At 55.7% G+C, this 26585-nt stretch carries 21 protein-coding genes; 10 read left to right on the top strand and 11 right to left on the bottom strand.

What is annotated here, in order from left to right; all coding sequences use genetic code 11:
- Positions 1-4 precede the first annotated feature (4 nt).
- Positions 5-1687, top strand: a complete 1683-nt coding sequence (locus TH3_RS12175; RefSeq protein ID WP_007090296.1) for a methyl-accepting chemotaxis protein — start codon at positions 5-7, stop codon at positions 1685-1687.
- A gap of 81 nt (positions 1688-1768) precedes the next feature.
- Here TH3_RS12175 and TH3_RS12170 read toward each other — a convergent pair whose 3' ends face one another.
- Positions 1769-2917 (bottom strand): GNAT family N-acetyltransferase, encoded by a 1149-nt coding sequence (locus TH3_RS12170; RefSeq protein ID WP_007090295.1) that lies wholly within the window; start codon positions 2915-2917, stop codon positions 1769-1771.
- 228 nt (positions 2918-3145) lie between these two features.
- On the opposite strand from TH3_RS12170, the gene serA reads away from it, so the two are divergent.
- Positions 3146-4387: a phosphoglycerate dehydrogenase gene (gene serA / locus TH3_RS12165; RefSeq protein WP_007090294.1), complete on the top strand. Its 1242-nt coding sequence runs from the start codon at positions 3146-3148 to the stop codon at positions 4385-4387.
- Between the two features lie 67 nt (positions 4388-4454).
- Here serA and TH3_RS12160 read toward each other — a convergent pair whose 3' ends face one another.
- Together TH3_RS12160 and aat are read right to left on the bottom strand one after the other, a co-directional pair.
- Positions 4455-4937 carry a GNAT family N-acetyltransferase gene (locus tag TH3_RS12160; protein ID WP_007090293.1) on the bottom strand — a complete coding sequence of 161 codons (483 nt, stop codon included), beginning with the start codon at positions 4935-4937 and terminating at the stop codon, positions 4455-4457.
- Between the two features lie 70 nt (positions 4938-5007).
- Complete coding sequence (aat, locus tag TH3_RS12155; RefSeq protein ID WP_007090292.1) at positions 5008-5655, bottom strand: leucyl/phenylalanyl-tRNA--protein transferase; 648 nt, start codon at positions 5653-5655, stop codon at positions 5008-5010.
- A 156-nt stretch (positions 5656-5811) separates the two neighbouring features.
- On the opposite strand from aat, the gene TH3_RS12150 reads away from it, so the two are divergent.
- Complete coding sequence (locus tag TH3_RS12150) at positions 5812-6426, top strand: LysE family translocator (protein ID WP_007090291.1); 615 nt, start codon at positions 5812-5814, stop codon at positions 6424-6426.
- An 84-nt stretch (positions 6427-6510) separates the two neighbouring features.
- Here TH3_RS12150 and accC read toward each other — a convergent pair whose 3' ends face one another.
- From accC to aroQ, 3 genes are read right to left on the bottom strand one after another with little or no spacing between them, the layout of a single operon-like run.
- Entirely contained in the window at positions 6511-7854 is a 1344-nt protein-coding gene (gene accC, locus TH3_RS12145; RefSeq protein ID WP_007090290.1) for an acetyl-CoA carboxylase biotin carboxylase subunit, read from the bottom strand.
- 17 nt (positions 7855-7871) lie between these two features.
- Positions 7872-8318 carry an acetyl-CoA carboxylase biotin carboxyl carrier protein gene (gene accB, locus TH3_RS12140; protein WP_007090289.1) on the bottom strand — a complete coding sequence of 149 codons (447 nt, stop codon included), beginning with the start codon at positions 8316-8318 and terminating at the stop codon, positions 7872-7874.
- 11 nt (positions 8319-8329) lie between these two features.
- Positions 8330-8776 carry a type II 3-dehydroquinate dehydratase gene (aroQ, locus tag TH3_RS12135; RefSeq protein ID WP_040060922.1) on the bottom strand — a complete coding sequence of 149 codons (447 nt, stop codon included), beginning with the start codon at positions 8774-8776 and terminating at the stop codon, positions 8330-8332.
- A 243-nt stretch (positions 8777-9019) separates the two neighbouring features.
- Between aroQ and thiS the strand changes: the two genes are divergently transcribed.
- On the top strand, positions 9020-10015 hold the full coding sequence (gene thiS / locus TH3_RS12130) for a sulfur carrier protein ThiS (protein ID WP_007090287.1): 996 nt from the start codon (positions 9020-9022) through the stop codon (positions 10013-10015).
- 112 nt (positions 10016-10127) lie between these two features.
- On the opposite strand, the gene TH3_RS12125 is transcribed toward thiS, so the two are convergent.
- From TH3_RS12125 to TH3_RS12115, 3 genes are all read right to left on the bottom strand, one after another.
- On the bottom strand, positions 10128-10889 hold the full coding sequence (locus tag TH3_RS12125) for a DsbA family protein (protein ID WP_007090286.1): 762 nt from the start codon (positions 10887-10889) through the stop codon (positions 10128-10130).
- A gap of 87 nt (positions 10890-10976) precedes the next feature.
- On the bottom strand, positions 10977-11666 hold the full coding sequence (locus TH3_RS12120) for a hypothetical protein (RefSeq protein WP_007090285.1): 690 nt from the start codon (positions 11664-11666) through the stop codon (positions 10977-10979).
- Positions 11663-13009, bottom strand: a complete 1347-nt coding sequence (locus TH3_RS12115) for a M48 family metalloprotease (RefSeq protein WP_007090284.1) — start codon at positions 13007-13009, stop codon at positions 11663-11665. The genes TH3_RS12120 and TH3_RS12115 overlap by 4 nt, the downstream gene beginning before the upstream one ends.
- Here TH3_RS12115 and TH3_RS12110 point away from each other — a divergent pair.
- A complete protein-coding gene (locus TH3_RS12110; RefSeq protein WP_007090283.1) occupies positions 12996-14399 on the top strand; it encodes a gamma-glutamyltransferase in 1404 nt (467 codons plus the stop codon). The genes TH3_RS12115 and TH3_RS12110 overlap by 14 nt on opposite strands.
- A 75-nt stretch (positions 14400-14474) precedes the next feature.
- On the top strand, positions 14475-15626 hold the full coding sequence (locus TH3_RS12105) for a pyridoxal phosphate-dependent aminotransferase (RefSeq protein WP_007090282.1): 1152 nt from the start codon (positions 14475-14477) through the stop codon (positions 15624-15626).
- Positions 15627-15706: 80 nt separating this feature from the next.
- Here the strand turns inward: TH3_RS12105 and TH3_RS12100 are convergent, their stop codons facing one another.
- Both TH3_RS12100 and TH3_RS12095 read right to left on the bottom strand, forming a co-directional pair.
- On the bottom strand, positions 15707-18712 hold the full coding sequence (locus TH3_RS12100; protein WP_007090281.1) for a ribonuclease E/G: 3006 nt from the start codon (positions 18710-18712) through the stop codon (positions 15707-15709).
- A gap of 297 nt (positions 18713-19009) precedes the next feature.
- A complete protein-coding gene (locus tag TH3_RS12095; RefSeq protein ID WP_007090280.1) occupies positions 19010-19195 on the bottom strand; it encodes a hypothetical protein in 186 nt (61 codons plus the stop codon).
- 173 nt (positions 19196-19368) lie between these two features.
- On the opposite strand from TH3_RS12095, the gene TH3_RS12090 reads away from it, so the two are divergent.
- The 4 genes from TH3_RS12090 (at position 19369) to prfB (ending at position 26467) form a co-directional block, all read left to right on the top strand.
- Positions 19369-20664, top strand: a complete 1296-nt coding sequence (locus tag TH3_RS12090; protein ID WP_007090279.1) for an N-acetylmuramoyl-L-alanine amidase — start codon at positions 19369-19371, stop codon at positions 20662-20664.
- A gap of 276 nt (positions 20665-20940) precedes the next feature.
- Complete coding sequence (locus TH3_RS12085) at positions 20941-23370, top strand: penicillin-binding protein 1A (RefSeq protein WP_040059878.1); 2430 nt, start codon at positions 20941-20943, stop codon at positions 23368-23370.
- 213 nt (positions 23371-23583) lie between these two features.
- Entirely contained in the window at positions 23584-25167 is a 1584-nt protein-coding gene (locus TH3_RS12080; protein WP_007090277.1) for an alkaline phosphatase D family protein, read from the top strand.
- A 171-nt stretch (positions 25168-25338) separates the two neighbouring features.
- A protein-coding gene (prfB, locus tag TH3_RS12075; protein ID WP_139328243.1) for a peptide chain release factor 2 occupies positions 25339-26467 on the top strand; the annotation gives its coding sequence in 2 pieces (ribosomal slippage) (positions 25339-25407 and positions 25409-26467; 1128 coding nt in all).
- Positions 26468-26585 lie beyond the last annotated feature (118 nt).

Below are 26585 nucleotides of genomic sequence, written 5' to 3'. Positions count from 1 at the left end.
GACAATGAACTTCTTCAAAAACCTTTCCATACCAGCCAAGCTGACGACCTGCTTTGCTGTGATGATTGTAGTCATCCTGATGGTTGCGGGTGCTGGGATGTTTGCGACTTTCCAGGTCAAGTCTGCCAATGATCAACGTGATTATCTTTCTGATTTCGAACGCGACTATCGCAACCTGGACCGCTCTTATCTGATGGCGCGTCAGGAACTGGTTTATTTCCTGACAACCGGTGACCGGACCGGACTTGAAAGTTATCAGGAATCGCTGGCTGAAATCGATACCCGCACCGATGTTCTGAAAGCTTACGCGACGATTAACCCGACAATTGCCGATCTTATCGAACAGATGGACAGCGCAATTTATCGCTGGGAAGAGATCGCCAGCGAGCAGGCGAAACTGATGCGTCATTACCTGACCGTCAACCATGCGCGCGCGATTGAAGCTTCCGGCGAACCGCGTGAATTGTCTGACAGCGTATCGAAGATTGCCCTGGAACTGGCAGAAAATATCGACCAGATGAACCTGGATGTCGAAAACCGTGTCGAACGGGCCATGATGCTGTTCCAGACCACACTGGGCATTGGTGTTGTTTTGCTGATCGCCATGGCGGCATTGTTTGGTGGCACGTTGTCGCGCCTTATTGCGACACCGATCCGCAAGATGACGGATGCGATGGGAAGTCTGGCATCTGGCAACCTTGATATCGAAATCCTTGATATGAAGCGCGCCGACGAAGTGGGGGCGATGGCCAAATCGCTTGAAGTGTTCCGTGAAAACGCCCGTGAACGTGCCCGGATGGCCGAACAGGAACGGATTGAAGCCGAACGCCAGATCGAACGCAGCAAGCGTATGGGTACACTGACTGCCGGTTTCGATCATAAAATCCAGGAAGTTCTTTCGGCGGTTAATGTTGCGCTGGACGAAGTCCGCAGTGCATCGGAAACGCTTTCGTCACATTCGGTTCGCGCCAATCAGGATGCGAAAAGTGTGGCAGAGCAGGCCGAAGAATCATCGGGAGACATCGAAACCGTTGCATCGGCAACCGCGCAGCTTTCCGCGTCGATTTCTGAAATCGCATCGCAGATCGCACGTGTTACCGAAATTACCCAGCATGCCGTTGCGGAAACCGAACGCACCAATCAGCGTGTCGAAATGCTGAACGAAGCGGCGCAAAGTGTTGGTGAAGTTGTCAGCCTGATCAGCGACATTGCTGATCAGACAAACCTGCTGGCACTTAACGCGACAATTGAATCCGCACGTGCCGGCGATGCAGGCAAGGGCTTTGCGGTGGTGGCGGGGGAAGTCAAAAACCTTGCTGCCCAGACGGTGAAGGCAACCGAACAGATCACTGCGAAAATTACCGAAATGCAGGGTGAAACCGGTGCCGCCGCCGAAGCCGTTCGCGGCTTTGCCGAAACCATTCATCAAATTGATGAACTGATGTCGGTTGTTGCCAGTGCGGTGGAAGAGCAGGGCGCTGCAACCGAAGAAATTTCACGCAGTGTCGAAGGGGCTGCCAATGGCAACGTCGCGATTTCAAATGCGGTGAAAAGTGTTGCCCTGGCCACAACCGAAAGCGGTGATCTTTCGAATGGTCAGCTTGACTGTGTCGGTCGTCTTGCGGCCGCCAATGATGAGCTGAGAAGCCATGTAAATGGCTTCCTGAACGACGTCAGAGCCGTCTAAAAATACTGAGTTGGTTGGGCAGTCAGGAAGGGGCGCGATGCTGATGCATCGTGCTCCTTTTTGCTTGGCGGAGCTGCCGGTTCATTCCTGTTTGAACGGGCTGTGTTCGGCCACGATAAATTCGCGATCCTGCGCGATATGATGGCGTTCCTGATCCAGAAAACGGGCCACGGCAGTGCGTAAACCGGCATCGGCAATCAGATGTGCCGAATGGGTCAGAACCGGTTCATAGCCACGCTGGATTTTGTGTTCACCCTGTGCCCCGGCCTCAACCGTTTTAAGGCCGCGTTCAATCGCGATATCGATCGCCTGATAGTAACAGGTCTCGAAATGCAAAAGCGGGGTCCGGTCAACAGTGCCCCAGTTGCGTCCGTATAAGGTTTCCGTGCCGATCAGGTTGAGCGCCCCGGCAACCATGTCGCCGTCACGAAAGGCAGCCACCAAAACGGTCCGGTCCCGGACCCGTTCATGCAGAAGATCAAAGAACTCCCGCGTTAAATAGGCCTGCCCCCATTTGCGATCCGATGTGTCGTGATAAAAGGCATAAAACCGGTCCCAATGGGCGGCTTTAAGGTCATCACCCGATAGAACTTCAAAGCTGTATCCCGCATCGCGCACCTGTTTGCGTTCCTTGCGCAGATTTTTGCGTTTGCGCGAATTCAGCGCGCCAAGGAAATCGTCAAAACTGTCGTAACCACGATTGTACCAGTGATATTGAATGCCGGTTCGCGGAAGAAATCCGGCATCTTGCATCGCCCGGCTTTCATCGCCACTGCAAAACGTTACATGCAGGCTGGCAATGCCAAGCCGTTCGGGCAGGGCACAAAGCGCACCAATCAGAAGTGTGCGAACGCGCTCAGGGGCTGGATGATCGGACCGTATCAGAAGCCGCGGGCCCGGAACCGGTGAAAAGGGTACGGCGGCCTGTAATTTCGGATAATACCGTCCACCCGCCCGCTCATAGGCTTCCGCCCAGCTCCAGTCGAAGACATATTCGCCATAGGAATGCGATTTGACATAAAGCGGCACAATCCCGGCAACCGTATCGTCATCATCGGTAACCACCAGATGAAAGGGTTGCCAACCGGTATCGGCATTGGCCGAGCCACTATCTTCCATTGCGGAAAGAAAGGCAAAGCTGACAAACGGGTTCGCCGTGCCTGCGCATTTGTCCCAGTCGGCTTCGCCGATTTTATGGATATCGGTAACGGTTCTTATCTCGGCAGGCAAGATGGGGTCCCCTGTGTTCAATCCTTGGTCGCCGTTCGGGCCTGCATTCTATACGCAATAGCCGGTATATGCGTTCAGAAGATAGGCGCATTGCATGTTTGCGCAAGGGAAAGCCTTTGACGGACGTTGCCTTAGGCCCTATTTCATTGGGCCAAGGGCGCGTAACGTTACGGCCCTACGGCTCGGGAAATGCCCGTGTCGCCCTCGCAAAGAAAAGGATGGTGCGCCGTGAACAGCAAGCTTTCGTTGGAGAAGGACAAGATCAAGATCGTCCTGCTCGAAGGTATCCATGAAAACGCTGTAAAGATGTTCAAAGAGGCCGGCTACTCAAATGTCGACCACTACCCTGCTGCTCTGGATGCGGATGAACTGAAATCCGTCGTCTCCGAAGCGCATTTTCTGGGCATCCGTTCCCGCACCAAACTGACCGAAGAAGTCATCGACGCTGCACCCAAGCTGACCTCTATCGGTTGTTTCTGTATCGGCACCAATCAGGTTGATCTGAAAGCCGCTGCGATGCGCGGTATTCCGGTCTTCAATGCGCCTTATTCCAATACCCGTTCGGTCGCCGAACTGGTTCTGGGTCAGATCATCATGCTGATGCGCGGTATCCCGCAGCGTGACAAGGCTGCCCATGCCGGTGGCTGGCTTAAAAATGCCAAGGGCTCGTACGAGGCGCGCGGCAAGACTTTGGGCATCATCGGCTATGGTCATATCGGATCGCAGCTGTCGGTTCTGGCGGAATCGCTTGGCATGAACGTCATTTATTATGATGTGATCAACAAGCTTGCGATGGGTAATGCCACCTCGTGCAGTTCGATGGATGAATTGCTGGCGAAATCTGATGTCGTTTCGTTGCATGTTCCGGCCAACGAACAGACCAAAAACATGATCACCGCGACCGAAATCGCCAAGATGAAGCCGGGGGCGCACCTGATCAACGCGGCACGTGGCAATGTCATCGTGATCGAAGACCTTGCTGCGGCCTTGGAACGCGGCCATCTGGCCGGTGCAGCCCTTGACGTGTTCCCGGTCGAGCCTGCGGGCAAGGACGAGGAATTCCAGAGCCCGCTTCGCGGTATGCCGAACGTGATCCTGACCCCGCATATCGGTGGTTCCACCCAGGAAGCACAGGAAAATATCGGTGTCGAAGTTGCCGACAAGCTGATCACCTATTCCGATAACGGGTCGACGCTGGGTGCGGTCAACTTCCCGGAAGTTTCGCTGCCGGTCAAGGATCGCAAGCACACCCGCTTCATGCATATTCATCGCAACGTTCCGGGCGTTCTGTCGAAAATCAACGACGTGTTTGCAACGCGTGGCATGAATATCAGCGGTCAGTATCTGCGTTCCGAAGGCGGCGTGGGTTACGTGGTTGTCGAAGTCGACGAGGAAATCCAGCCGGGGCTTGGCATCCGCAAGGAACTCGAAGCCATCGACGGTACGCTTCGGGTTCGCTTCCTGTTCTGATCTATCTATAGTTGCGCAATGCAATCAAACTGAGAAGGGCGGAAACATCATTGTTTCCGCCCTTTTCTTATAGTTTGCGATACATGATCAGTGCGTCGGTTTCGCCGTGTGTCGGGTGCATATAGGCACCGGGCAAACGCCCGACAATTTCAAAGCCAAGCTGCGGCCAAAGATGCACCGCGGCCTTGTTGCTGGCGATGACGAAATTGAACTGCATTGCCTTGAAGCCCCGATCCCTTGCACGGATCAGCGAGTCTTCGCACATTCGCCGCGCAATCCCGCGCCCGCCCGCATCGGGGGCGGTCATATAGCCGCAATTGGCGACATGGGCACCATTGCCCGGCTGATTGGCCTTCAGGTAATAGGTGCCAACAATCTGCCCGTCTTCCTCGGCAACGAAGGTTTCCCTGTCCGCGCCCATCCAATAGGCCAACACATCCGTGTCGGTCATATCGGTGGGCATGACATAGGTTTCACCGGCCCGAAGGATCGGGGCAACGATTTCAAGGATTTTCGCGACATCATTCTGGGTGGCGGGGCGTATCTGCATTGTAACGATCAGTCTTTCGTGGGGAACAAGCCCGCGCGGGGCAGGGGATAAAACATGGCGCGGGCAGGTGTTAGCGGTCGCCCTGTTGCAAGACCTGTTCGATAAATTCGGGGTCCGCTTCAAACGGCAGGCTCGCCCGTCCGGCAAGCGCGCGGGCAAGTTCGGAACGATAACGTTCCCGTGGGATTTCGACCACCCCGAACTGTTTTAGGTGATCATTGACGAACTGGGTATCAAGCAGGGTATAGCCGCCTTGCCGCAAAAGGGCGACAAGATGCACCAATGCCACCTTTGATGCATTGGTCGCACGCGAAAACATGCTTTCGCCAAAAAACGCCTGCCCAAGGCTGACGCCATAAAGACCGCCAACCAGCTTGCCATCAAGCCATGCCTCGATCGAATGGGCGCACCCCATCTTGTGAAGCGCGCAATAGGCATCAAGGATATTGTCATTGATCCAGGTATCATCCCGGCTGTCGGTTGGCTCCGCACAGGCACGAATGACATCGGGAAAGGCTTTGTTTACATGGACCTTGAATGTCCCCTTGCGCACCGCTTTGCGCAGGCTTCTGGGCACGTGGAAGCCGTCAAGCGGCAATACGCCACGCCATTCCGGGTCAATCCAGTAAAGGGTCGGGTCATCATGGCTTTCGGCCATGGGAAACAGGCCGACCGAATAGGCACGGATCAACAGATCAGGGGTCAGTTGGTTCGACATGATCGCGGTGATAATGGTTTCGGTCCTGTTTGCAAATCGTCTGTTTACATATGTGAACGCGCACTGTTCTGACAAGATAGCAGCTTGCAGTCCATCGACTATGTTTGGCATGATAATCGAAATGTATGATTAATTCTTTCGCGCCGGAATTGTAAAATGCTCGAAATTTCTTCGCTGATTATTTTTGCCGGGGCGTTGCTGGTGGCATCAGGATCGCCGGGACCAAGTGTTGCGGCACTCGTGGCCCGGGTTCTTGCACGCGGATACCGCGATATCCTGCCGTTTCTGGTCGCATTGTGGATTGGCGAACTGATCTGGCTCAGCTTTGCCGTACTTGGCCTGTCGGCCATCGCAAACAGCTTCCATCTTCTGTTCACCATAATCAAATATGTCGGTGTGGCCTATCTTCTGTATCTGGCGTGGAAGATGTGGCACGCGTCTGTTGATGTCGATGCCGAAACCATCCCCGATACAAAATCCGGTGTTCGGATGTTCATCGCGGGCATGACGGTGACGATGGGCAATCCGAAAATCATGCTGTTCTATATGGCGCTGGTTCCAACCGTGATTGATCTGGCATCCGTGTCGCTGTTTGGCTGGTTCGAACTTTCCGTCGCCCTGATGGTGGTTCTGGTCGCGGTCGACCTGACATGGGTTTTCATGGCGTCGCGTCTGCGCCACCTGATCCGCAGCCGACGTGCTATGAAAATCGCCAACCGCACCAGTGCAACGGTGATGGTCGGGGCGGCGGTTGCCATCGCCTCTCGCTAGGGGCGTTGCTGGGCTAACGGAAATTCCCAAACAAAAACGGGGCTCCCGAAAGGAAGCCCCGTTTTTTGATCGGGATATAGAAGGTTACTTCTTCATGCCCATGAATTTTTCCAGCCAGTGAATGTCGTAATCACCTTTCTGGATATCGGGCTGCGCCAAAAGCTTCTGATGCAGCGGAATGGTGGTTTTGATCCCGCCAATCGCATATTCGGCCAAGGCACGGCGCAGGCGCATCATGCATTCTTCGCGGTCACGCCCATGCACGATCAGCTTTGCAATCATGCTGTCGTAATAGGGCGGGATCGAATAACCGGTATAGATACCGCTATCGACACGAACGCCCAAACCGCCCGGTGCATGATATTCCTTGATCTTGCCCGGTGACGGCACAAAGGTTTCCGGATCTTCGGCATTGATGCGGCATTCAATCGCATGGCCGTGAATTTCCAGATCTTCCTGTGTAAAGGACAGTTCAAGGCCTGCGGCAACGCGAATCTGTTCACGCACAAGGTCAACGCCCGAAATGGCTTCGGTCACCGGATGTTCGACCTGCAGGCGGGTGTTCATTTCAATGAAATAGAACTCGCCATTTTCATACAGGAATTCAATCGTACCGGCATTGCGATATCCCATGCCACGCATCGCGTTGGCAACGGTCGATCCGATACGTTCGCGTTCTTCCGGTGTCAGCGTTGGCGAAGGGGCTTCTTCAAGCACTTTCTGGTGACGGCGCTGCAACGAACAGTCACGTTCGAACAGATGGACGGCATTTCCGTGGGAATCGCCGATAACCTGAAGTTCGATATGGCGCGGTTTGCCAAGGTACTTTTCCATATAAACCGCGGCATTGCCAAAGTTCTGCAATGCTTCCTTGCGGGTCATGGAAAAGGCTTCGGCAAGGTCTTCGTCGCGCTCGACCACTTTCATGCCGCGACCGCCGCCGCCGCCCGATGCCTTGATCAGAACCGGATAGCCGATTTCCTTGGCGCATTTTTGCGCCTCGGCAACGGTGGTGATTTCTCCGTCCGACCCCGGAACAACCGGAATGCCCAGTTTTGCTGCTGTGAGTTTGGCGGTGATCTTGTCACCCATCATGCGGATATGTTCCGCCGACGGACCGACAAAGGCAAAGCCATGTTCTTCGACCATGGCGGCAAAGTCGGCATTTTCCGACAGGAAGCCGTAACCCGGATGGATGGCTTCCGCCCCGGTGATTTCGGCTGCCGACAGGATCGCCGGAATATTCAGATAGCTGTCTTTCGATGCTGCCGGGCCGATGCAGACGGCTTCGTCTGCCAGGCGGACATGCATGGCATCTGCATCGGCGGTGGAATGCACCGCGACAGTTTTGATGCCCATTTCGCGGCAGGCGCGCTGAATACGCAGCGCGATTTCGCCACGGTTGGCAATCAGTAGTTTGTCGAACATGCGGTGTTTACCCCGGCTTATTCAATAATGACCAGCGGCTCGTCATACTCGACCGGATGGCCGTCGGTTGCGATGATCTGGCTGATTTTGCCAGATTTCGGCGCGCGGATCGGGTTGAAGGTCTTCATTGCTTCGATCAGCATCAGGGTCTGGCCTTCGGAAACGCTGGAACCGACCGAAATAAACGGTGCAGCGCCGGGTTCCGGTGCGAAATAGACCACGCCAACCATCGGCGATTTTACAGCACCCGGATGGGAACCTGCATCAGCAGGTGCCGCCGGAGCAGCCGCCGCAGCAGGAGCCGCAACCGGTGCAGCAGCCGGAGCGGCTGCAACCATGGTGCCCTGACGGGCGACGCGAATGCGATTGTCGCCTGCGGCAACTTCGATCTCGGTCAGGTTGGTCTCGTCCAGCAGCTCGGCGAGCTGGCGAATGGTATCGTTGTCGATGTTGAACTTGCTCATTTCGATATCTTTTATGATGGTGTGTGGATCAGTGATCTGATGGCATCAAGGCCAAGAATGTAACCCTGCGCGCCAAAACCACAGATCATGCCTTTTGCAGCTTTTGAGACGTAAGAATGATGTCTGAATGCGTCCCGCTGATGAATATTTGAAAGATGCACCTCGACGACCGGCAAATCGGATGCCAGCAAGGCGTCAAGGATCGCAACCGATGTGTGCGTATATGCCCCAGCATTGATAATAATGCCAGCAGCTTCTTGCCGGGCTTCCTGAATCCAGTCAACCAGTTCGCCTTCATGATTGCTTTGGCGAAAGACGACGGGCAGGCCTAATTGCGACCCATGTGCCGAACACATGCTGTCGATATCCCGCAAGGTGGTCGAACCGTAAATTTCCGGCTGACGCTGTCCCAGCAGGTTCAAATTCGGCCCATTCAGAATGTAGACGGGTTTTGTCATCCGTTCCCACATGCCCAACATATAGTGATGCGTTTATAGCACGACCAAAGTCTGACGCAACGTTGCATTCGGACGAGGCTATGACTGTAGCCGCAAGATCATGCCTGCATCATCGCCATCGGCACAGCTTTGTGTGCCCCGCATGGCAGAATCCGCCGATCACAGCTTGCCTCTCGCCCGGCAGCTGCGCATACTGCGCGCCAATAGATGAATATTTTGATACCACAAGGACAAGACGAACAGATGCGCCTGACCATCAACGGTGAAGACCGCACCATCGATACCGCAGCAACCGTTGCCGATCTTCTCGGCGAACTCGGGATCACGGCGACCAAGGTCGCGGTGGAACGCAATCTCGAAATCGTGCCGAAAACGGCCTATGGCGATACCGCCCTTGCTGATGGCGATAAACTTGAAATCGTTCATTTCATTGGTGGCGGTTCATCGGATGCCGATCTTGCATCGGCCGATGACGCGGGCTTTGTTGTTGCCGGTCACAAATTCAAATCGCGTCTGATCGTTGGTACCGGCAAATACAAGGATTTCGAAGAAACCCGCATCGCGATTGATGCCTCGGGTGCCGAAATGGTTACGGTTGCGGTGCGTCGTGTTAACCTGACCGACCCGTCGCAGCCAATGCTGGTCGATTATGTCGATCCGAAAAAATACGTTTATCTGCCCAATACGGCGGGTTGCTTTACGGCCGATGATTCTGTTCGCACCCTGCGTCTGGCCCGCGAAGCCGGCGGCTGGAACTTGGTGAAGCTTGAAGTTCTGGGCGATCAGAAAACGCTGTATCCCAACATGCCCGAAACCCTCAAGGCGGCCGAAGCCCTGATCAAGGACGGTTTCGACGTGATGGTTTATTGCAGCGACGATCCCATTCAGGCCAAGATGCTTGAAGATATGGGCTGTGTCGCGATCATGCCGCTGGGTTCCCTGATAGGATCGGGCATGGGGATTCTGAACCCGGTCAATATTGCGCTCATCAAGGAAAACGCCAATGTGCCCGTGATCGTCGATGCCGGTGTTGGCACCGCGTCCGATGCGGCATTTGCCATGGAACTGGGCTGTGACGGTGTTCTGATGAATACCGCGATTGCCGGTGCCAAGGACCCGATCCGTATGGCGCGCGCCATGAAACACGCAATCATCGCTGGTCGGGAATCTTTCCTTGCCGGTCGTATGCCCAAGAAAAAATATGCCGATCCGTCCTCGCCGCTGGCCGGTTTGATCTGATCGCGCAAACGCCCGATAAAAAGCCCCCGTTTCGATACCGAAACGGGGGCGTTTGTTTTATTAAGGCTGCGAAACGGATTGACTGCATCCGTAGTCGCAGGTGATTTAAAAATCAGGACGCTTCTTTAAGTCCGGCTTTGACCAGCGCATTGACCCGTTCCATATCCGCCCCCGACACCATCTGACCATTGATCAGGAAGGCGGGGGTGCCATTAACCCCGATGCTGCGCGCCATGGCGGAATATTGCTGCAACATGCCGTTGATTTCCGGCGACTGCATGTCCTTGCGCATCTGATCAACGTCAACACCGGCATCTTCGGCCAGCTTATTGATCTGTGCTTCGTCAAGCACACCACGGCTTTCCATGAAGGCCGCGTGGATTTCCATGTATTTGCCCTGCTTGGCAGCGGCCAGTGCGGCACGTGCCGCACTGGCACTTTCTTCGCGCAGGATCGGGAATTCAACAAACATGGTGCGGATTTTGCCGTCGGAATTTTCCGCAAGTTCCTTCACACCGTCAAAGGCGCGTTTGCAATAACCGCAGTGATAATCAAAAAATTCGATCACGGTAACCGGTGCATCAAGCGGGCCAACCGATGGCACGGAGCTGTCAGCCACCAGCGCATCCCATACCGGCTGAATGGCTTCGGCCTGCTGACGGGCTTGTTCGGTTGTCTGCCAGACCTGAACATTCTGGATGGCGCGCAACAGAACATCCGGATTTTCCATCAGATACTGCTCGATCACGCCTTCGATCTCGGCCTTCTGCGCGTCGCTAAGGTCTGCTGCCTGTGCCGGGGCCCCCATGGCAAAACCCAGCGAAAGCATAATGGCGGCACCGCCCAGAAGGCGTTTGATCATAAGCGAGTTCATCGAAAATCCTTTGTTGTCTTCGTCCCGGATGTTTCTGACATCACGCAGGACCTGATTTCTCTAGATCATTGATACGAGACGGGCACCCTAACGGGAAAGTAAAATATGCGAGAGATATGTGACACCGGCCACATCGGGGCGCTGATCATGTGACGATGCGACGCCGATCCATACCAGACGAACATCGACAGTGTCTGTGTCGGGCCAGTATCGTCGATGCAGGGTCGAAAGATCGAAATAATCCCGCTGCCAGCCGACAGTGCCCGAAATATCGCCCCCGATCGGCAGGCGGATTACGTGATCAATCGGCGGCTTGCCAACTCCCAGGTCACTTTCGCCCCAATCCCCTTGTGACTGCGACCGGAAACCAAGCACAAGCTCGGTATCGCCGGGCAGGGCGGATGCGTTCATCAACCAGTCAAAAGACAGATAGGGGGATGCAAGAACCGAAATATTGGTTCGGCGGCCAAGTTCAAACGGGGCAATGGCCGGGCGCATGGCAAGGGCGATGCGCCCATCAATATCGTCCCAGTAAAGGCTGTTGGCCTTTGACTGTTCACCCTGATCAAGCTTTGCCGGGCGGTCGGCGTAATGCCAGTAGCGCGGCGGATTGCCAAGCGAGAAGGGGCCGTAAAGAAGCTTCAGGTCTCCCTCGACGCTGACCCCGGCATCGGGCAGGCTGCATCCGGCCAGGACGTAAACCGCCATAAAAGCAACGCCCAGACGGCGCGACATCATCGAAATGACGCCCGCCTGCGGCGACAGAACCGATATCAATTGGGCTTGTCCTTGCCTTCCGGGTCGGTCGCCCGGATGATGTCCTGTGCGCGCTGCCAGGTCGCGGTGCCTTTTTCAAGTTTCCGGTCGGCCTGCACAGCATGATATTTCGCCGCTTCCCGATCCCCGGTCAAAAGGCTGTATTCCGCCTGCGACAGCGATGCTTCGCCCTCATTGCCAAGACGGTTTTCAATGATCGCCCGAAAACGCCATGCCGATGCATTGCCACGTTCGACCGAAAGAACCCCCAGCAGGTTTTCCTTGGCTTCGCCCAGAACCGCATCATCGCCGCTTTCAATCAGGGCATGCGCCAGCAGAAGGCGGATCAAAGGGGCACCATTGGACAATTCGACCGATTTGCGCAGCGGATCGGTGGCTTCCTTGGCCTTGCCGAATTCCAGCAGGACCTGACCCTTAAGCTCCTCGAAATACGGGTTTTCGGGTTCTTCGGCGATCAGCCCGTCAATCAGTTTCATCGCCGGTTCGATTTGCGAGTCCCGGTAATAGGCGATGGCGCGCGCATAGCGCCCCGAAACGCTGGTATCGGACTCGGGATAGGTGCGCAAAGTATGCTGGATATGGTTGGTAAACGCATACAGCTTGGCACGCATACGATCATGACGTTCATACAGAACCGGATCGACCTTGGCGTCTTTTAACGGTGAATTCGCGGTATAGTTTTCAAGGAAATCAACACGTTCGGTCGTCAACGGGTGACTGCGCAGATACGGGTCCTGACGCGCGGTGCTCAGCAATTCCTGACCTTCAAGCGTTTCCATGAATTCCATCAGGCCGCGCGATGATATGCCTGCTTCGCTCAGGAATTTGACGCCGGCCTGATCGGCACTGCTTTCCTGTGTTCGCGAATAGGCCAGAAAATTGCGTTCGGCAACGTTCTGGCCGCCAAGAACGGCCGCCGTACCGACATCGGAACGTCCGGCGGCAACACCGGCAGCAACACCGACGATGGTTGACAGAATCGAGATCGCCGATGCATTTCGAAGCTGATCATGAACACGTGAAAGATGCCCGCCCGCAATGTGGCCGGTCTCGTGGGCCATCACACCCATAACCTGTTCGGGAGTCTGGGCTTTCAACAAGAGGCCAGTATTGATAAAAAGCTTTTGGCCACCTGCAACGAATGCGTTCAGGCTGGGATCTGAGACGATATAGACAGTAACGCCGCGCGGATCGAGCCCGGCAGCCTTGAATATCGGGGTCGCATAGAGATGAAGGGTTTCCTCAATCTCGGTATCCCGGATAAAAGAACGACCCTGCGCAAAAACTGTGCTGGGCAGGGCAACAAGGAAAATGGCAGTGAGAGTAATAATGCGTCTGAGCAAAATGTGCGTTCCGTGTTCTCGTTCATCTTATGTCGACCCGACCCGTGCGGACAGGTTCCCGACGCGCAAGCCATCATGGCGGATCATGGCGGCAATCGCAATGACTGCCGGTCTTGCTGCCTGCGGTACTGATAATACTGATAATCTTGGCCAAATCGGGGCCGTCAGTGGTTTCCTTGGTGGCGTGGTTGCCGACGAACCCCGTGCGGTCCGTATTGCGCGCGATGTTCTTTCGGCTGGCGGCACGGCGGCCGATGCGGCTGTTGCGCTTTATGCCACCATGACGGTGACCAAATCATCGGTTGCCGGTATCGGTGGCGGCGGGGTTTGCGTTGTCCATGATCGGGAATCGAAAAAGGTCGAAGTCCTTGATTTCTGGCCACGTCCGGGGACTCGCACCGCAGATGGCCAAGTCGCAACGACCGTTCCGGGTGTCCCGCGCGGCCTTTACGCACTTAGTGCGCGTTATGGTCGTCTGCAATGGCCGCAGCTTCTTTCGGCAGCAGAACAGTATGCCCGCCTTGGTGTTCCGGTATCGCGTTCGATGGTTGATGATATCGAAGCCAATCGCGACCGGATCGAAGCAAGCCCGATCCTGCGCGATGTTTTCATGCCAGATGGCAAAACCTTGCAGGTCGGTGACCGGATTCGTTCCGTCAATCTTGGCGCACTTCTGACCTCTCTTCGGGTCAAGGGACCGGGCGAGTTTTATAACGGTGCCCTTGGCGCCCAGATCGCAACCGCGGTTCAGAATGCCGGTGGCACGCTGACGGCCGAAGACATGCGTTCCTACAAACCGCAATGGAAAGCCGCGACCGAGGTCAAGGTTGGCAACGAAACGCTTTACCTTGCCTATCCGCCGCGTTCCGATAACGGGCGATCTGTTATTGACGCGGAAACGGAACTTGGTGCGATCCTGAACCGCTATCTGGCCGATATCGAAGCTGCTGACAGCAACATTCAAGCCAATACCGGGCGCAGCGGCTTTGTCGTGCTGGACCGCAAGGCCAATGCGGTTGCCTGCATGACCACGATGAACAAACCGTTTGGTGCGGGGCTTGGTGCCGATGCGTTCGGCCTTAACCTTGCCGCCGGGGATGCGGGTTATGCCCAGACCCCGCTGATGGGCCCGGCACTTATGGTCAACCCGTTTGTCTGGGAATATTACTATGGGATCGCTGGCACCGGGACTCCGGCCGGTGCCACCAAACAGATTGCCACCATGGCCGAAGACCTGATCGAAAAGGGGGCGGCTGCCAATGTACCGATGAATTCGGCGGGCAAACCGGCGGTCAATATCGTGCGTTGCCTTGAAGGGATCCCGCCGCATCCGGAAAGCTGCCAGTTCATTGCCGATCCTGCGGGCGGCGGTATGGCGGGCACCCAGTAAGCCACCCTTTACAGACATTTCATCGGGGCAGGATTTCCTGCCCCGATTTTCACGATACAAAGCAGGACCCCACAAATGGCTTTGAAACAATCGCGCCGCGGTGCCATTTCGCCGTTTATTGTTATGGATGTCATGCGTGCCGCCAACGCGCGCGAACGCGACGGCAAGGCTGTCTATCACCTTGAAGTCGGGCAACCCGGCACCCCGGCCCCACGCAAGGTCCGCGAGGCCGCGGCCCGCGCCCTTGATAACGATCTGATCGGCTATACCAATGCGATGGGAATCGATCCCCTGCGCGAAGCCATAGCCGGCCATTATCAGCGCAAATTCAACACCCCGGTCGATCCGTCGCGCATCTGCGTTGCCAGCGGTTCTTCCTCGATCTTCGTGCTGGCGTTTTTGGCGGCCTTTGATGCCGGGGATCGGGTGGCGATGGCGGCACCAGGCTATCCGGCCTATCACAACATCCTGACCGCACTCGGCATTGAAACCGTCAATCTGCCTGCCGGTCCCGAAAGCCATTATCAGCCGACCGTTGCCATGCTGCGTGATCTTGAGGACCCGATTGACGGTCTGATCGTTGCAAGTCCGTCCAACCCGGCGGGCAGCATGATTGACGTTGAAACTTACCGCGAACTGGCGACCTATTGCCGGGAAAACGGCATTCGCCTGATCAGTGACGAGATTTATCAGGGCATTTCGTTTGGCGATGTCCGGGAATGCACCGCACTTGAATTCGGCGATGAGGCGATCATCATCAACAGCTTCTCGAAATATTTCTCGATGACCGGCTGGCGTCTGGGCTGGGCGGTGGTGCCGCCTGATCTGATGCGCGCGGTCGAATGCCTGCAACAGAACCTGTTTATTTCGGCCCCGGCATTATCGCAGATCGCCGCCGTCGCCGCATTTGATTGCGAGGACGAATTGCAGGCCAATGTCGCGGCCTATGCCCGCAATCGTGAAATCCTGCTCAATGAACTGCCCAAAGCCGGATTTGGCAACTTCGCCCCGGCGGATGGTGCATTCTATCTCTATGCCGATGTCCGCGATCTGACGGATGATAGCGAGGCATTCTGTCGTCGCATGCTTGACGAAACCGGTGTTGCCACCACGCCGGGCACTGATTTTGATCGGCTTCGCGGCAAACACTATGTCCGATTCTCATTCGCACATAGCGAGGCAACCATGCTGGGTGCGGTAAAGGCATTGAAGAACTGGCAGCGATAAGCCCCTGATCTCAAACAGACCGCAACGAAAAGGGCTGCCGAATGTTCGGCAGCCCTTTTGGATTTTATCGGGTCCTGATCTTAACGACCAAGGCTCCACCAGCCGCGTTTCTTCGACTTGGGTTTTTCATCTTTTGCCGGTTCGGCAGAAGCGGGTTCACTCGCCACCGGTTCCGGTGCCTTTTCGGCTTTTGGTGCCGGTTTTTTCGGCTCTGCCTTCGGTTCGGATTTCTCCGCTGCCGTTGCTGCTGCGGGGGCAGGGGCCGGGCTTGCCGGTTTTTCCGCCACGATTTCCGCTGGGCTTGCTACGGGTGTTTCGGCTGGGTTCTGTGCTGGTGCCGAAACGGTTTCCTTGGCGATTTCTTCCGCAGTCTCGGGGGCCGGGCCGCTCTGGATCGGGATGTTTTTCACATCACCCCGGTCATTGCGATCCCGCCTGTTGCGGCGATTGTCATTGCGATCACGACGTTCGCGGCGCGGCCGTGCCGGGGCCGGCGCGGTTGCACTGCGCTCACGGCCGACACGGACACCTTCCTGATCGAAGCTGTCGGCATCCTGACCTTCGCTGTCGGCATCAATAACCTGATCCTCGACCTGACCTTCCGGTGCGCTGTGATCACGATCCCGGCGAAGGGCAGTTGCCTGTGCATCATCGGCAGGCGATTTGACACGCGGTGCGTTTTCAAATTCCTGACGGCGTGAACGACGGCGTCCACCACGTTTGCCGCGGCGGCGGCGTTTGCGCTGTGCTTCGTCGTCGTCATCATCTTCGTTATCGTCCTGATCACCGCGATCCGACGAACCGGCCGCATCATCTGATGCATCGGCTTCGTTCTGATCATCACGGTCATCACGTTCATCATTGCGGCCACGACGGCGGCGACGGCGACGGCGGCGTTTGTTGCCCTGATCATCGTCGTCGCGCTGATCACGGGTATCACGTGCCTCTGCAACGTCTTCTTCTTCGTCTTCGTCCGGTTCAACCGGGCTTTCAATCGCGGTCAAAGATACGCTGTCGGTGTTCAGAACCGGCAGGGCTTCTTCTTCGTCACCCTTTTTCGCACGTGACCGTTCAATCCGGTGATCTGGCGAAATCAGGCTGTCATCGCCAAAGATCATCACGGTGAAGCCGTAACGCTGTTCGATTTCGGCCAGCGTGTCACGTTTGCGGTTCAGGATATAAAGCGCGACTTCGCTTGCAACATGAACGGTAAGCGCGCCGGAACGACGACGCATGCCTTCTTCTTCAAGCACACGCAGCAGATGAAGGGCGGCACTTTCGATCGAACGGACAAGGCCGACACCGCGGCAATGCGCGCAAACCTCGAACGCGCTTTCAACAAGCGACGGGCGCAGGCGCTGGCGTGACATTTCAAGCAAGCCGAACGGGCTGATACGGCCGATCTGAAGGCGGGCCCGGTCATTGCGCATGGCTTCTTTAAGCTTGCGTTCAACCGCCCCCTGGTTGCGGTGGTCTTCCATGTCGATGAAATCGACCACAATCAAACCGGCCAGATCGCGCAGGCGCAGCTGGCGTGCGAGTTCTTCGGCGGCTTCAAGGTTGGTCTTGTATGCGGTTTCTTCGATGTTGCGTTCACGGGTCGAACGGCCCGAGTTCACGTCAATCGCGACCAGTGCCTCGGTCGGGTTGATGACGATATAGCCACCCGATTTAAGCTGCACGACCGGATTGAGCATCGCATCAAGCTGGCTTTCCACCTGGAAGCGGTGGAACAGCGGAACACCCTGATCCTTGTAGGGCTGCACACGCTTTGCATGTGACGGCATCAGCATCTTCATGAAGTCTTTGGCGATCCGGTAACCTTCGTCACCTTCGACCAGAACTTCGTCAACATCGCGTGCATACAGGTCACGGATGGACCGTTTGATCAGATCGGCTTCTTCATAAATCAGGCACGGTGCCTGGCTCTGAAGGGTGGTTTCGCGAATACGATCCCACAAACGCATCAGATAATCGAAGTCGCGTTTAATTTCGGCCTTGGTGCGTTCCGAACCTGCGGTACGCACGATAACGGCCATGCCATCCGGAATTTCCAGTTCGGCCAGAATGGATTTAAGGCGCTTGCGATCCTGTGCATTGGTGATCTTGCGCGAAATGCCGCCACCGCGCGGGGTATTTGGCATCAGAACGCAATAACGACCCGCCAGTGACAGGAAGGTCGAAAGCGCAGCACCCTTGTTACCGCGTTCTTCCTTGACCACCTGCACAAGCAGGATCTGGCGGCGCTTGATCACTTCCTGAATCTTGTAGCGCTTCTGCATCTGCGGGCGATGGCTGTCGGAGAATTCATCCCCGTCATCGCCGCCCAGATCATCGATGTCTTCTTCTTCGGCGGCACCGGCCGGCTCGGTTTCGATATCGACGGTCAGTTCGGCAATTTCTGCTGACATGGCAGCATTTCCGCCGCCCGAACCATCGGTATCATCACCATCGTTCGACGATGCGTCGGCGGTGCCATCACCAGATGCCTCGACCTCGTCGGATTTCTTGCGACGGTTGCGGGGGCGACGACGGCGCGGTTTTGCGTCCTCATCGTTCGCATCATCACTTGCCGCAGCGTCATTTTCCTGCGGGGCGTCGGCCGCAACAGTTTCCGCACTATCGGCGTTTTCGTCGGTTGCCGGTGCTTCTGCATCGGTTTCAACCGCGGTTTCGTCCGATGCTTTCGCACGCGGTTTGCGGCGATTGCGGGTGCGGGCCGGTTTCTTTTCTTTTTTCGGGGTATCGTTACCCTCGGATGCGTCGCCGATATTGTCTTCGACGATGTCGGCATCCTTGACGTCACTATGACTACGCGAAAGGGCTTCGCGATCTGCGACCGGGATCTGGTAATAGTCGGAATGAATTTCGCTAAAGGCGAGGAAACCATGGCGGTTTCCGCCGTAATCGACGAAGGCCGCCTGCAGGGACGGTTCTACACGCGTCACTTTCGCGAGATAGATATTTCCTTTTATCTGCTTCTTGGTCGAAGTTTCGACGTCGTATTCTTCTAGGCGATTTCCATTAATAACAACGACACGGCTTTCTTCCGTGTGCGTTGCATCGATGAGCATGCGTTTGACCATTCGGAACCTGTTCCTAAAGGTCCCGCCAGTTTCCTGCGTAAAGCGATGTTGCGCTGGTATGCAAATAAACCGGCGTATCCGGAGGCGCCGTCCATAAAGGTCGCGATATGTCCTGTATATATCTGGTTCATCGCGTTTCGGCTGCTCTTCCGGTTCGGACCTGGTTTTGGTGTTGAAACAAAAATTGGTTGCGTAATCTCGAGCGCGCCAAGACAGCCTTGAATGGGAGGGCTCTATCGGGAGCGGGAATTGCCGCGTCACCGAGACACCGACCCGAGAACTGGCCTCGTCGCGTCCTCAGCCTGACGGATTAATAAGGTTCACACCGCAAGGCATAGGAATCTCGGGTGCAACATATCCCTTTTGAAGTCCCGCGACAAACAGTTTTGTTACGTTGTCCGATGACTTTGTTGTGGTTGAATTCAAAATCGCGAAGTTTTTCGCCTGATTGCGCCAATCACGGATGCCTTCTGCCAAATCCATGATCCTGCAATGTTTTTACCGTTTACATTAATGTAATGGACATCGAAACGAAGAATGTTGTGCGCGTCGCGTGTTTCGCGGGCAGTCAATTGCCCGTTAACCAACGCATTGTTATAAACGCAGACAACCAGTCTAAAACTACTCCGCATTCTCAGGATAAACGCAGCAGGACGATGGTATCAGTTCAAACGGGTTCGCAGGTGAATGCGACGGCAGAAACGCTGTTCTTGGTCGGGCAAAAACCGGCCCGGATTGTTGCTGCACTCTGTTTGTCGCTTTTTCTGGCGATGATGATCTGTGTCGGCGGTTCTGCCACGGCAAATGCGCAGGAAACCAAGGTTCTTGGCGCGCGCCTTGGCGTTTATCCCGACTATACCCGCTTTGTCATTGATCTCGATCGCAGTGTCGAGTTCAGCTATTTTCTGCTGCCCGATCCATATCGTGTCATCATCGACATGCCCGAAATCGAATGGACCGCCCCCCCGGGCAAGGTAACATCGGGCGGGGGCCTGATTTCGGGATTGCGTTACGGCCTGTTCAAACCGGGCACCTTCCGTGTGGTTCTTGACGTTGCCGAACCGGCACTTGTTTCAAAAATCTTCACGCTGCCTGCATCCGATGGCAAGCCCCATCGTCTTGTCGTTGATCTGTCGCCCGCCAAGCGTGATGCCTTTATGGCGGCATCACGCGAAAGCATGGTCGCCTATTCCGCACGCAGCCGCAACGACACCAGTGCCACCGAACAAAGTGCCGATGTTGCGGTTGAGTCCGGTCGTGGTGGTTCGGAAAAGCCGCTGATTGCGATTGATGCGGGTCACGGCGGGGTTGATCCCGGCGCAATCGGGGTTGGCGGGGTCTATGAAAAGGACCTGACGCTTGCCGCCGCCCGCGAAGTTGAAAAGGTTCTGACCGATTCCGGTCGGTATCGTGTGCTTCTGACACGCGACAAGGACGTGTTCCTGAAATTGCGCCAGCGAACCGAAATCGCGCGTAAAAACGGGGCCGATCTGTTTATTTCGCTGCACGCAGACTCGATTGGCAATTCCAAGCATCGCGGTGCATCGGTCTATACCCTGTCTGAAAACGCGTCGGACAAAGAAGCCGCCGCACTGGCGTCAAAGGAAAACAAGGCCGACGTGATTGCCGGTATTGACCTATCGGAAGAAAACTCGCTGGTGCAAAGCATCCTGATCGATCTGGCACAGCGCGAAACCATGAACCTGTCGGCGACCCTTGCGGCCAATATGGTCACCGAACTCGGCAAAAGCATCGAACTGCAACGCCGGACCCATCGGTTCGCGGGCTTTGCTGTGCTCAAGGCTCCTGATATCCCCTCAGCCCTGTTTGAAATGGGCTATTTATCGAACGCGACGGATGCCAAGCTGTTGCAAAGCCCGGCACATCGTCGCAAGGTCGCCGAAGCTATACTGCGCGCCATCGATATCTATTTCGAAAAACATAAATTCTAGGTCGGGTTCAACGGCTTCGTCCCCGGATTTCGAAAAGCATATTGGCAATTTGCATAACTTTTCCGTGCAATGGAATTTCCGGCTCTCGCTTTGATGGGGCGGTAGGGCTATAATCTTTGCCCGGTCGGAACAGAAAATACGGTGGCCGTGCGCAGTGTCACAACGCCGTCACTTTTTTGCCGCTATGATAAGGCTGATTGCAATTCTCCGAAATGTGCGCTTTGGTGCGCGCCAAACCGGATCAGGCCAAAACAGCAAAATGATAAAGACCTGTTTATGCGTATTTTACTAAGTATTTTCGGTGTGCTTTTCCTGATGGCAATTGCTGGCGGGATCGGCGTTCTGGCGATCTTCTGGCATTTCGGTCAGGACTTGCCCGATTACACCCAGCTTGAAAACTACGAACCCGAAGTCATGACACGCGTCCATGCCAGTGACGGGGCATTGATCGCCGAATATGCGCGTGAAAAACGCGTTTTCGTGCCGATCACCTCGATCCCGCATGTTGTTGTCGACGCGTTTGTCGCGGCCGAGGATAAAAACTTTTTCAGCCATCCGGGCATCGATTTCGCATCCGTGCTGCGCGCAGCCGTGACCAACGTTGTCAATATGGGCACGGGTAAGCGTCCGGTCGGTGCATCGACCATCACCCAGCAGGTTGCCAAAAACTTCCTTCTGACCAGCGAAGTTTCCTATGAACGCAAGGTCAAGGAAGCAATCCTTTCCTTCCGGATCGAGCGTGCCTTTTCCAAGGAACATATCCTTGAACTGTATCTGAACGAAATTTATCTCGGCAATGGCAGCTATGGCGTTGCGGCGGCGGCGTTGCGGTATTTCGATAAATCTCTTGATGAAATCAATATCGAGGAAGCGGCCTATCTTGCCGCCCTGCCAAAGGCACCGTCGAATTATCATCCGGTCCGCAATCATGACGAAGCCAAGGCGCGTCGTAATTGGGTGATTGGCCGGATGCTCGAAGAAAAATTCATCACCGAGGCCGAAGCCCAGAACGCGTGGGCAAGCCCGCTGATTGCCAAGGAACGCCAGTCGGTCGATACCTATCGTGCTGATTTCTTCGCCGAGGAAGTCCGCCGCCAGCTGGTCGACCGTTACGGCGAAAATATGCTTTATGATGGCGGACTGTCGGTCCGCTCGACGGTTGATCCGCGCCTGCAGACCATTGCCGATCAGGCGCTGGTCGAAGGGCTTGTGGAATATGACCGTCGTCATGGCTGGCGCGGTCCGATCACCAATATCGATCTGGCCGATGACTGGCAGCAGAAACTGCGCGAAGTCGAAACACCCAATGATTTGCCATGGGACAAGGCCGTTGTTCTGCGTGTCAGTGCCGAAGAAGCAACCCTTGGCCTTCTGTCGGGCAAGCAGGGCCGCATTCCGCTTCGCTTCCTGACATGGGCGCGTCCGTGGAAAGAAGGCCAGAAGCTTGGTGCTGCGGTCAACAGCCCATCAGATGTTCTGTCGCCGGGTGATGTGATCTATGTGAGGCATTTTGCGGAACTTGATGGCGAAGAACTGCCGCCCAATACCTATGGCCTGCGCCAGATTCCTGCGGTCAATGGGGCGCTTGTCGCGATGGACCCGCATACCGGGCGTGTTTTGGCAATGTCGGGCGGTTTTTCGCATGACATGTCGAAATTCAACCGCGCGACCCAGGCCCGTCGTCAGCCCGGTTCTGCCTTCAAACCGTTTGTTTACCTGGCCGCCCTTGATCAGGGCTTTACCCCGTCGACCCTGGTGCTGGATGCGCCATTCGTGATTGATCAGGGGCCCGGGCTTGGTAAATGGAAGCCGGGCAACTATAGCGGCAAGTTCTATGGTCCTTCTACCATGCGTCTTGGTATCGAACTGTCGCGTAACCTGATGACGGTACGTCTGGCCCAGACCATCGGCATGGACAAGGTTGCCGATTACGCGCAACGTTTCGGTGTTGTCGATGATATGCCACAGGTTCTTTCGATGGCGCTTGGTGCGGCGGAAACCACCGTCATGCGCATGACGGCGGCCTATGCGGAATTTGTCAATGGCGGCAAGAAAATCACCCCGACCCTGATTGACCGCATTCAGAACCGTCGCGGTGAAGTGATCTATCGTCGTGACGAACGCCAGTGTGCGGAATGTCAGGATGTCGATTTCCGCAATCAGATGCCCCCTGAACTGCCCGATACCCGTGAACAGCTTACCGACCCGGCAAGCGCGTTCCAGATGGTATCGATGCTTGAAGGTGTGGTTGAACGCGGAACCGGTCGTCGCATTCGCGAACTCGGTTATCCGCTGGCGGGTAAAACCGGTACCACGAACGATAGCCGCGATGCATGGTTTGTCGGCTTCTCGCCCGACCTTGCGGTTGGTGTTTATGTCGGCTTTGACGATAACCGCTCGCTTGGCGATCAGGAGCAGGGGGCCAGTGCCGCCGCCCCGATCTTCAAGCAGTTCATGGGCGATGCCTTAAAGGGCACAAAGGCCGTGCCATTCCGTACACCGCCGGGCATTCGCATGGTCCGCGTTGAAGCCCGTTCCGGCCTTCCGGCCCGCCCGGGGGATCAGAACGTGATCTGGGAAGCTTTCAAACCCGGCACCATTCCGTCATCGAATGACAATGTGATCGATGGTGGCGATGCCGGTTACAGCGGCGTCGGTGCCGAAGGCAATACCGGCGGCGTTTCAAGCCCGGGTGGCATTTACTGATCTTTGCCGCGCTTTTGCGGGAATGTTTAAGGGGCCGGATGCAATCGCATCCGGTCTTTTTCATTTGAAAACGGGGCGGGGCTGCAAACGTCGTATTGCGCGCGCCAGTGTCATCAAATGTTGATAAAACCATCAAGAGGCCGCAACGGTCCTGTCATTTGAATTTGTCATACTCTTCAAGGTGTTACTTCAAATTTTGAAGGGGTTCTTTCAATGTCTTTTCGTCTTTCCCGCCGAAAATTCCTGACCACAACCGCCTCTGTAACCGCCACGGCCGGTGCGGCATCGGCGATGGGTGGATTTTTCATGCCGTCCATTTCGCGTGCGGCGGATCGTCCAATGATCACCCATGGGGTGCAAAGTGGTGACGTCACCGCCAATTCCGCCTGTATCTGGGGCCGTGCGGATCGTGCGTCACGGATGATTACCGAAATTGCCACAACGGAAAACTTTTCACGATCCGTCAGAATTCCGCATGTCGATGTTCTGCCGGAACGTGATTTTGCCGGCAAGCTTGCCCTGAATGATCTGCCGGCCGGGCAGGACGTGTTTTATAAAATCCATTTCGAAAATCTTGATGATGGACGGGCATCGTCCGAATCGGTGATCGGTCATTTCCGCACCGCACCGGCGGCAAAACGCAATATCCGGTTCGGCTGGTCGGGTGATACGGCCGGGCAGGGCTGGGGCATTGATGAGGATCGCGGCGGCATGAAAACCTATGCCACGATCACCAAACACAACCCGGATTTCTTCATCCATTCCGGCGATACCATCTATGCCGATGGTCCGTTTGCCGAACAGGCAAAAATGCCCGATGGCGATATCTGGAAAAACATCACGACCGAGGATACCGGCAAGGTCGCCGAAACCCTTGCCGAGTTTCGCGGCAATTACAAATACAACATGCTTGATAAGAATGTCCGCGAATTCAACCGCCTGATCCCGGTCTATTACCAGTGGGACGACCACGAAGTGACCAACAACTGGTATCCCGGTGAAATGCTGACCGGGGATGATCGTTACAGCGAAAAATCGGTATCCCTATTGGCCGCACGTGCCAACCGGGCATTTCGTGAAATGCTGCCAATCACCGAACATGCGTCCGAACCGGGGCGGGTATATCGCAAGGTGTCCTATGGTCCGTCGCTTGAGATATTCTTCCTTGATATGCGCACCTACCGCGCTGCGAACGATGCCAATAACAGCCCGGAACCCAATGACAAGACCACCTTCCTTGGCCGGGAGCAGATCGAATGGCTTAAACGCAGTCTACTGAATTCCAAGGCAACCTGGAAAGTTATTGCCGCGGATATGCCAATTGGCATGATTGTCTATGATGACTGGAAAAACAAAAGCACCTTTGAAAATCTGGCCAATGGTGATGGTGCACCGGCCGGGCGCGAACTTGAAATTGTTGAATTGCTGCGTTTCATCAAATCGGCCCGCATTCTCAATACCGTCTGGCTGACAGCGGATGTGCATTATACCGCCGCCCACTACTATGACCCGAACAAGGCCCGGTTCCAGGATTTCGATCCGTTCTGGGAGTTCGTTTCCGGCCCGCTGCATGCCGGAACGTTTGGCCCCAATGACATGGATAATACATTCGGTCCGCAGGTGATGTTTACCAAACATCCAACTGAGGAACAGGGCGTTAATCTGCCGCCGTCCTTTGGCCTGCAATTCTTTGGCCTTGTTGATATCGACGCCGAAAACGAACAGTTCCGCGTGTCGCTTCGTGATGTGGCCGACGAAGAACTCTATACCGTGACGCTTGATCCGGTTTACAGCTGACCCACGCAATACCCCCTTTAAACCCGGCGCATTTGATGTGCCGGGTTTTTCCATGCCTGCCGTGCGTCCCCGCGGGGGTTTCAATCGGGGCAAAAACTGCTATAAGCGCCGCCGAAGTTGCTGCGATCCTTCGCGGCCTTACAGAATTTCATATGAATAACGGAGACATCAATGCGCGCCGAAGCACAGGCATTGGTCGATGAAATCAAGCAGTCGATGGCACTGCTGAGGAGGCATCTTTGACTGGGATAATGCTCTTAGACGCCTCGACGAACTGAACGCGCTGGCCGAAGATCCCACATTGTGGGACAAGCCGGAAAACGCGCAGAAAGTCATGCAGGAACGCACCCGGCTTGACGACGCCATCAATGGTTACAAGGCCCTTGCCCAGGAACTCGAAGACAATATCGGTCTGATCGAACTTGGCGAAGCCGAAGGTGACGCCGATACCGTTGCCGAGGCCGAACAGGGCCTGCGCGATATTCGCGAAATCGCGGCCAAGCGTGAACTTGAAAGCCTGCTGTCGGGCGAGGCGGATGCCAATGACGCCTATCTCGAAATCCATGCCGGTGCCGGCGGGACCGAGGCCCAGGACTGGGCCAGCATGCTGGCGCGCATGTATGTGCGCTGGGCGGAGTCCAAGGGCTACAAGCTTGAAATGCTAGAAGAAAGCGATGGCGAGGAAGCCGGCATCAAATCGGTGACCTATAAAGTCACCGGTCACAATGCCTATGGTTGGCTGAAAAACGAGGTCGGGGTGCATCGTCTGGTGCGTATTTCGCCCTATGACAGTGCCGCGCGCCGCCATACCAGCTTCTCGTCCTGTTGGGTCTATCCGGTGATTGATGACGACATCAATATCGAGGTGCTCGACAAGGACCTTCGTATTGATACCTACCGCGCATCGGGTGCCGGTGGTCAGCACGTTAACAGAACGGACTCGGCCGTGCGTATCACGCATATTCCGACCGGTATCGTCGCCCAGTGCCAGAACGACCGTTCACAGCACAAAAACCGCGATACCGCGATGAAGATGCTCAAAGCCCGCCTGTACGAGGCCGAACTTCAGAAACGCGAAGCCGAAGCCCAGGCGCTTGAGGATACCAAATCCGATATCGGCTGGGGCCATCAGATCCGCTCCTACGTGTTGCAGCCCTATCAGATGATCAAGGACCTGCGCACCGGTGTCGAAACATCCGACACCCAGGGCGTTCTGAACGGCGATCTTGATGCCTTCATGGCCGCCGCCCTGGCCGCCAAGGTCACCGGCTCTGCCGGTGAAGTCGAAGACATCGATTGATCCGAACCGGATTACCAAACAAAACACCCCGCACAGGAAAACTGGCGGGGTGTTTTTATGCAAAAGGGCCGTCGATTGCCCGTAAAAATCCCGCTTCTGTCATAGTCTCGCCTGATAT

Origin of the sequence: Thalassospira xiamenensis M-5 = DSM 17429 (assembly GCF_000300235.2) — a bacterium.
Lineage (GTDB): Bacteria > Pseudomonadota > Alphaproteobacteria > Rhodospirillales > Thalassospiraceae > Thalassospira > Thalassospira xiamenensis.
This window is presented reverse-complemented; position numbering and strand designations above follow the sequence as displayed.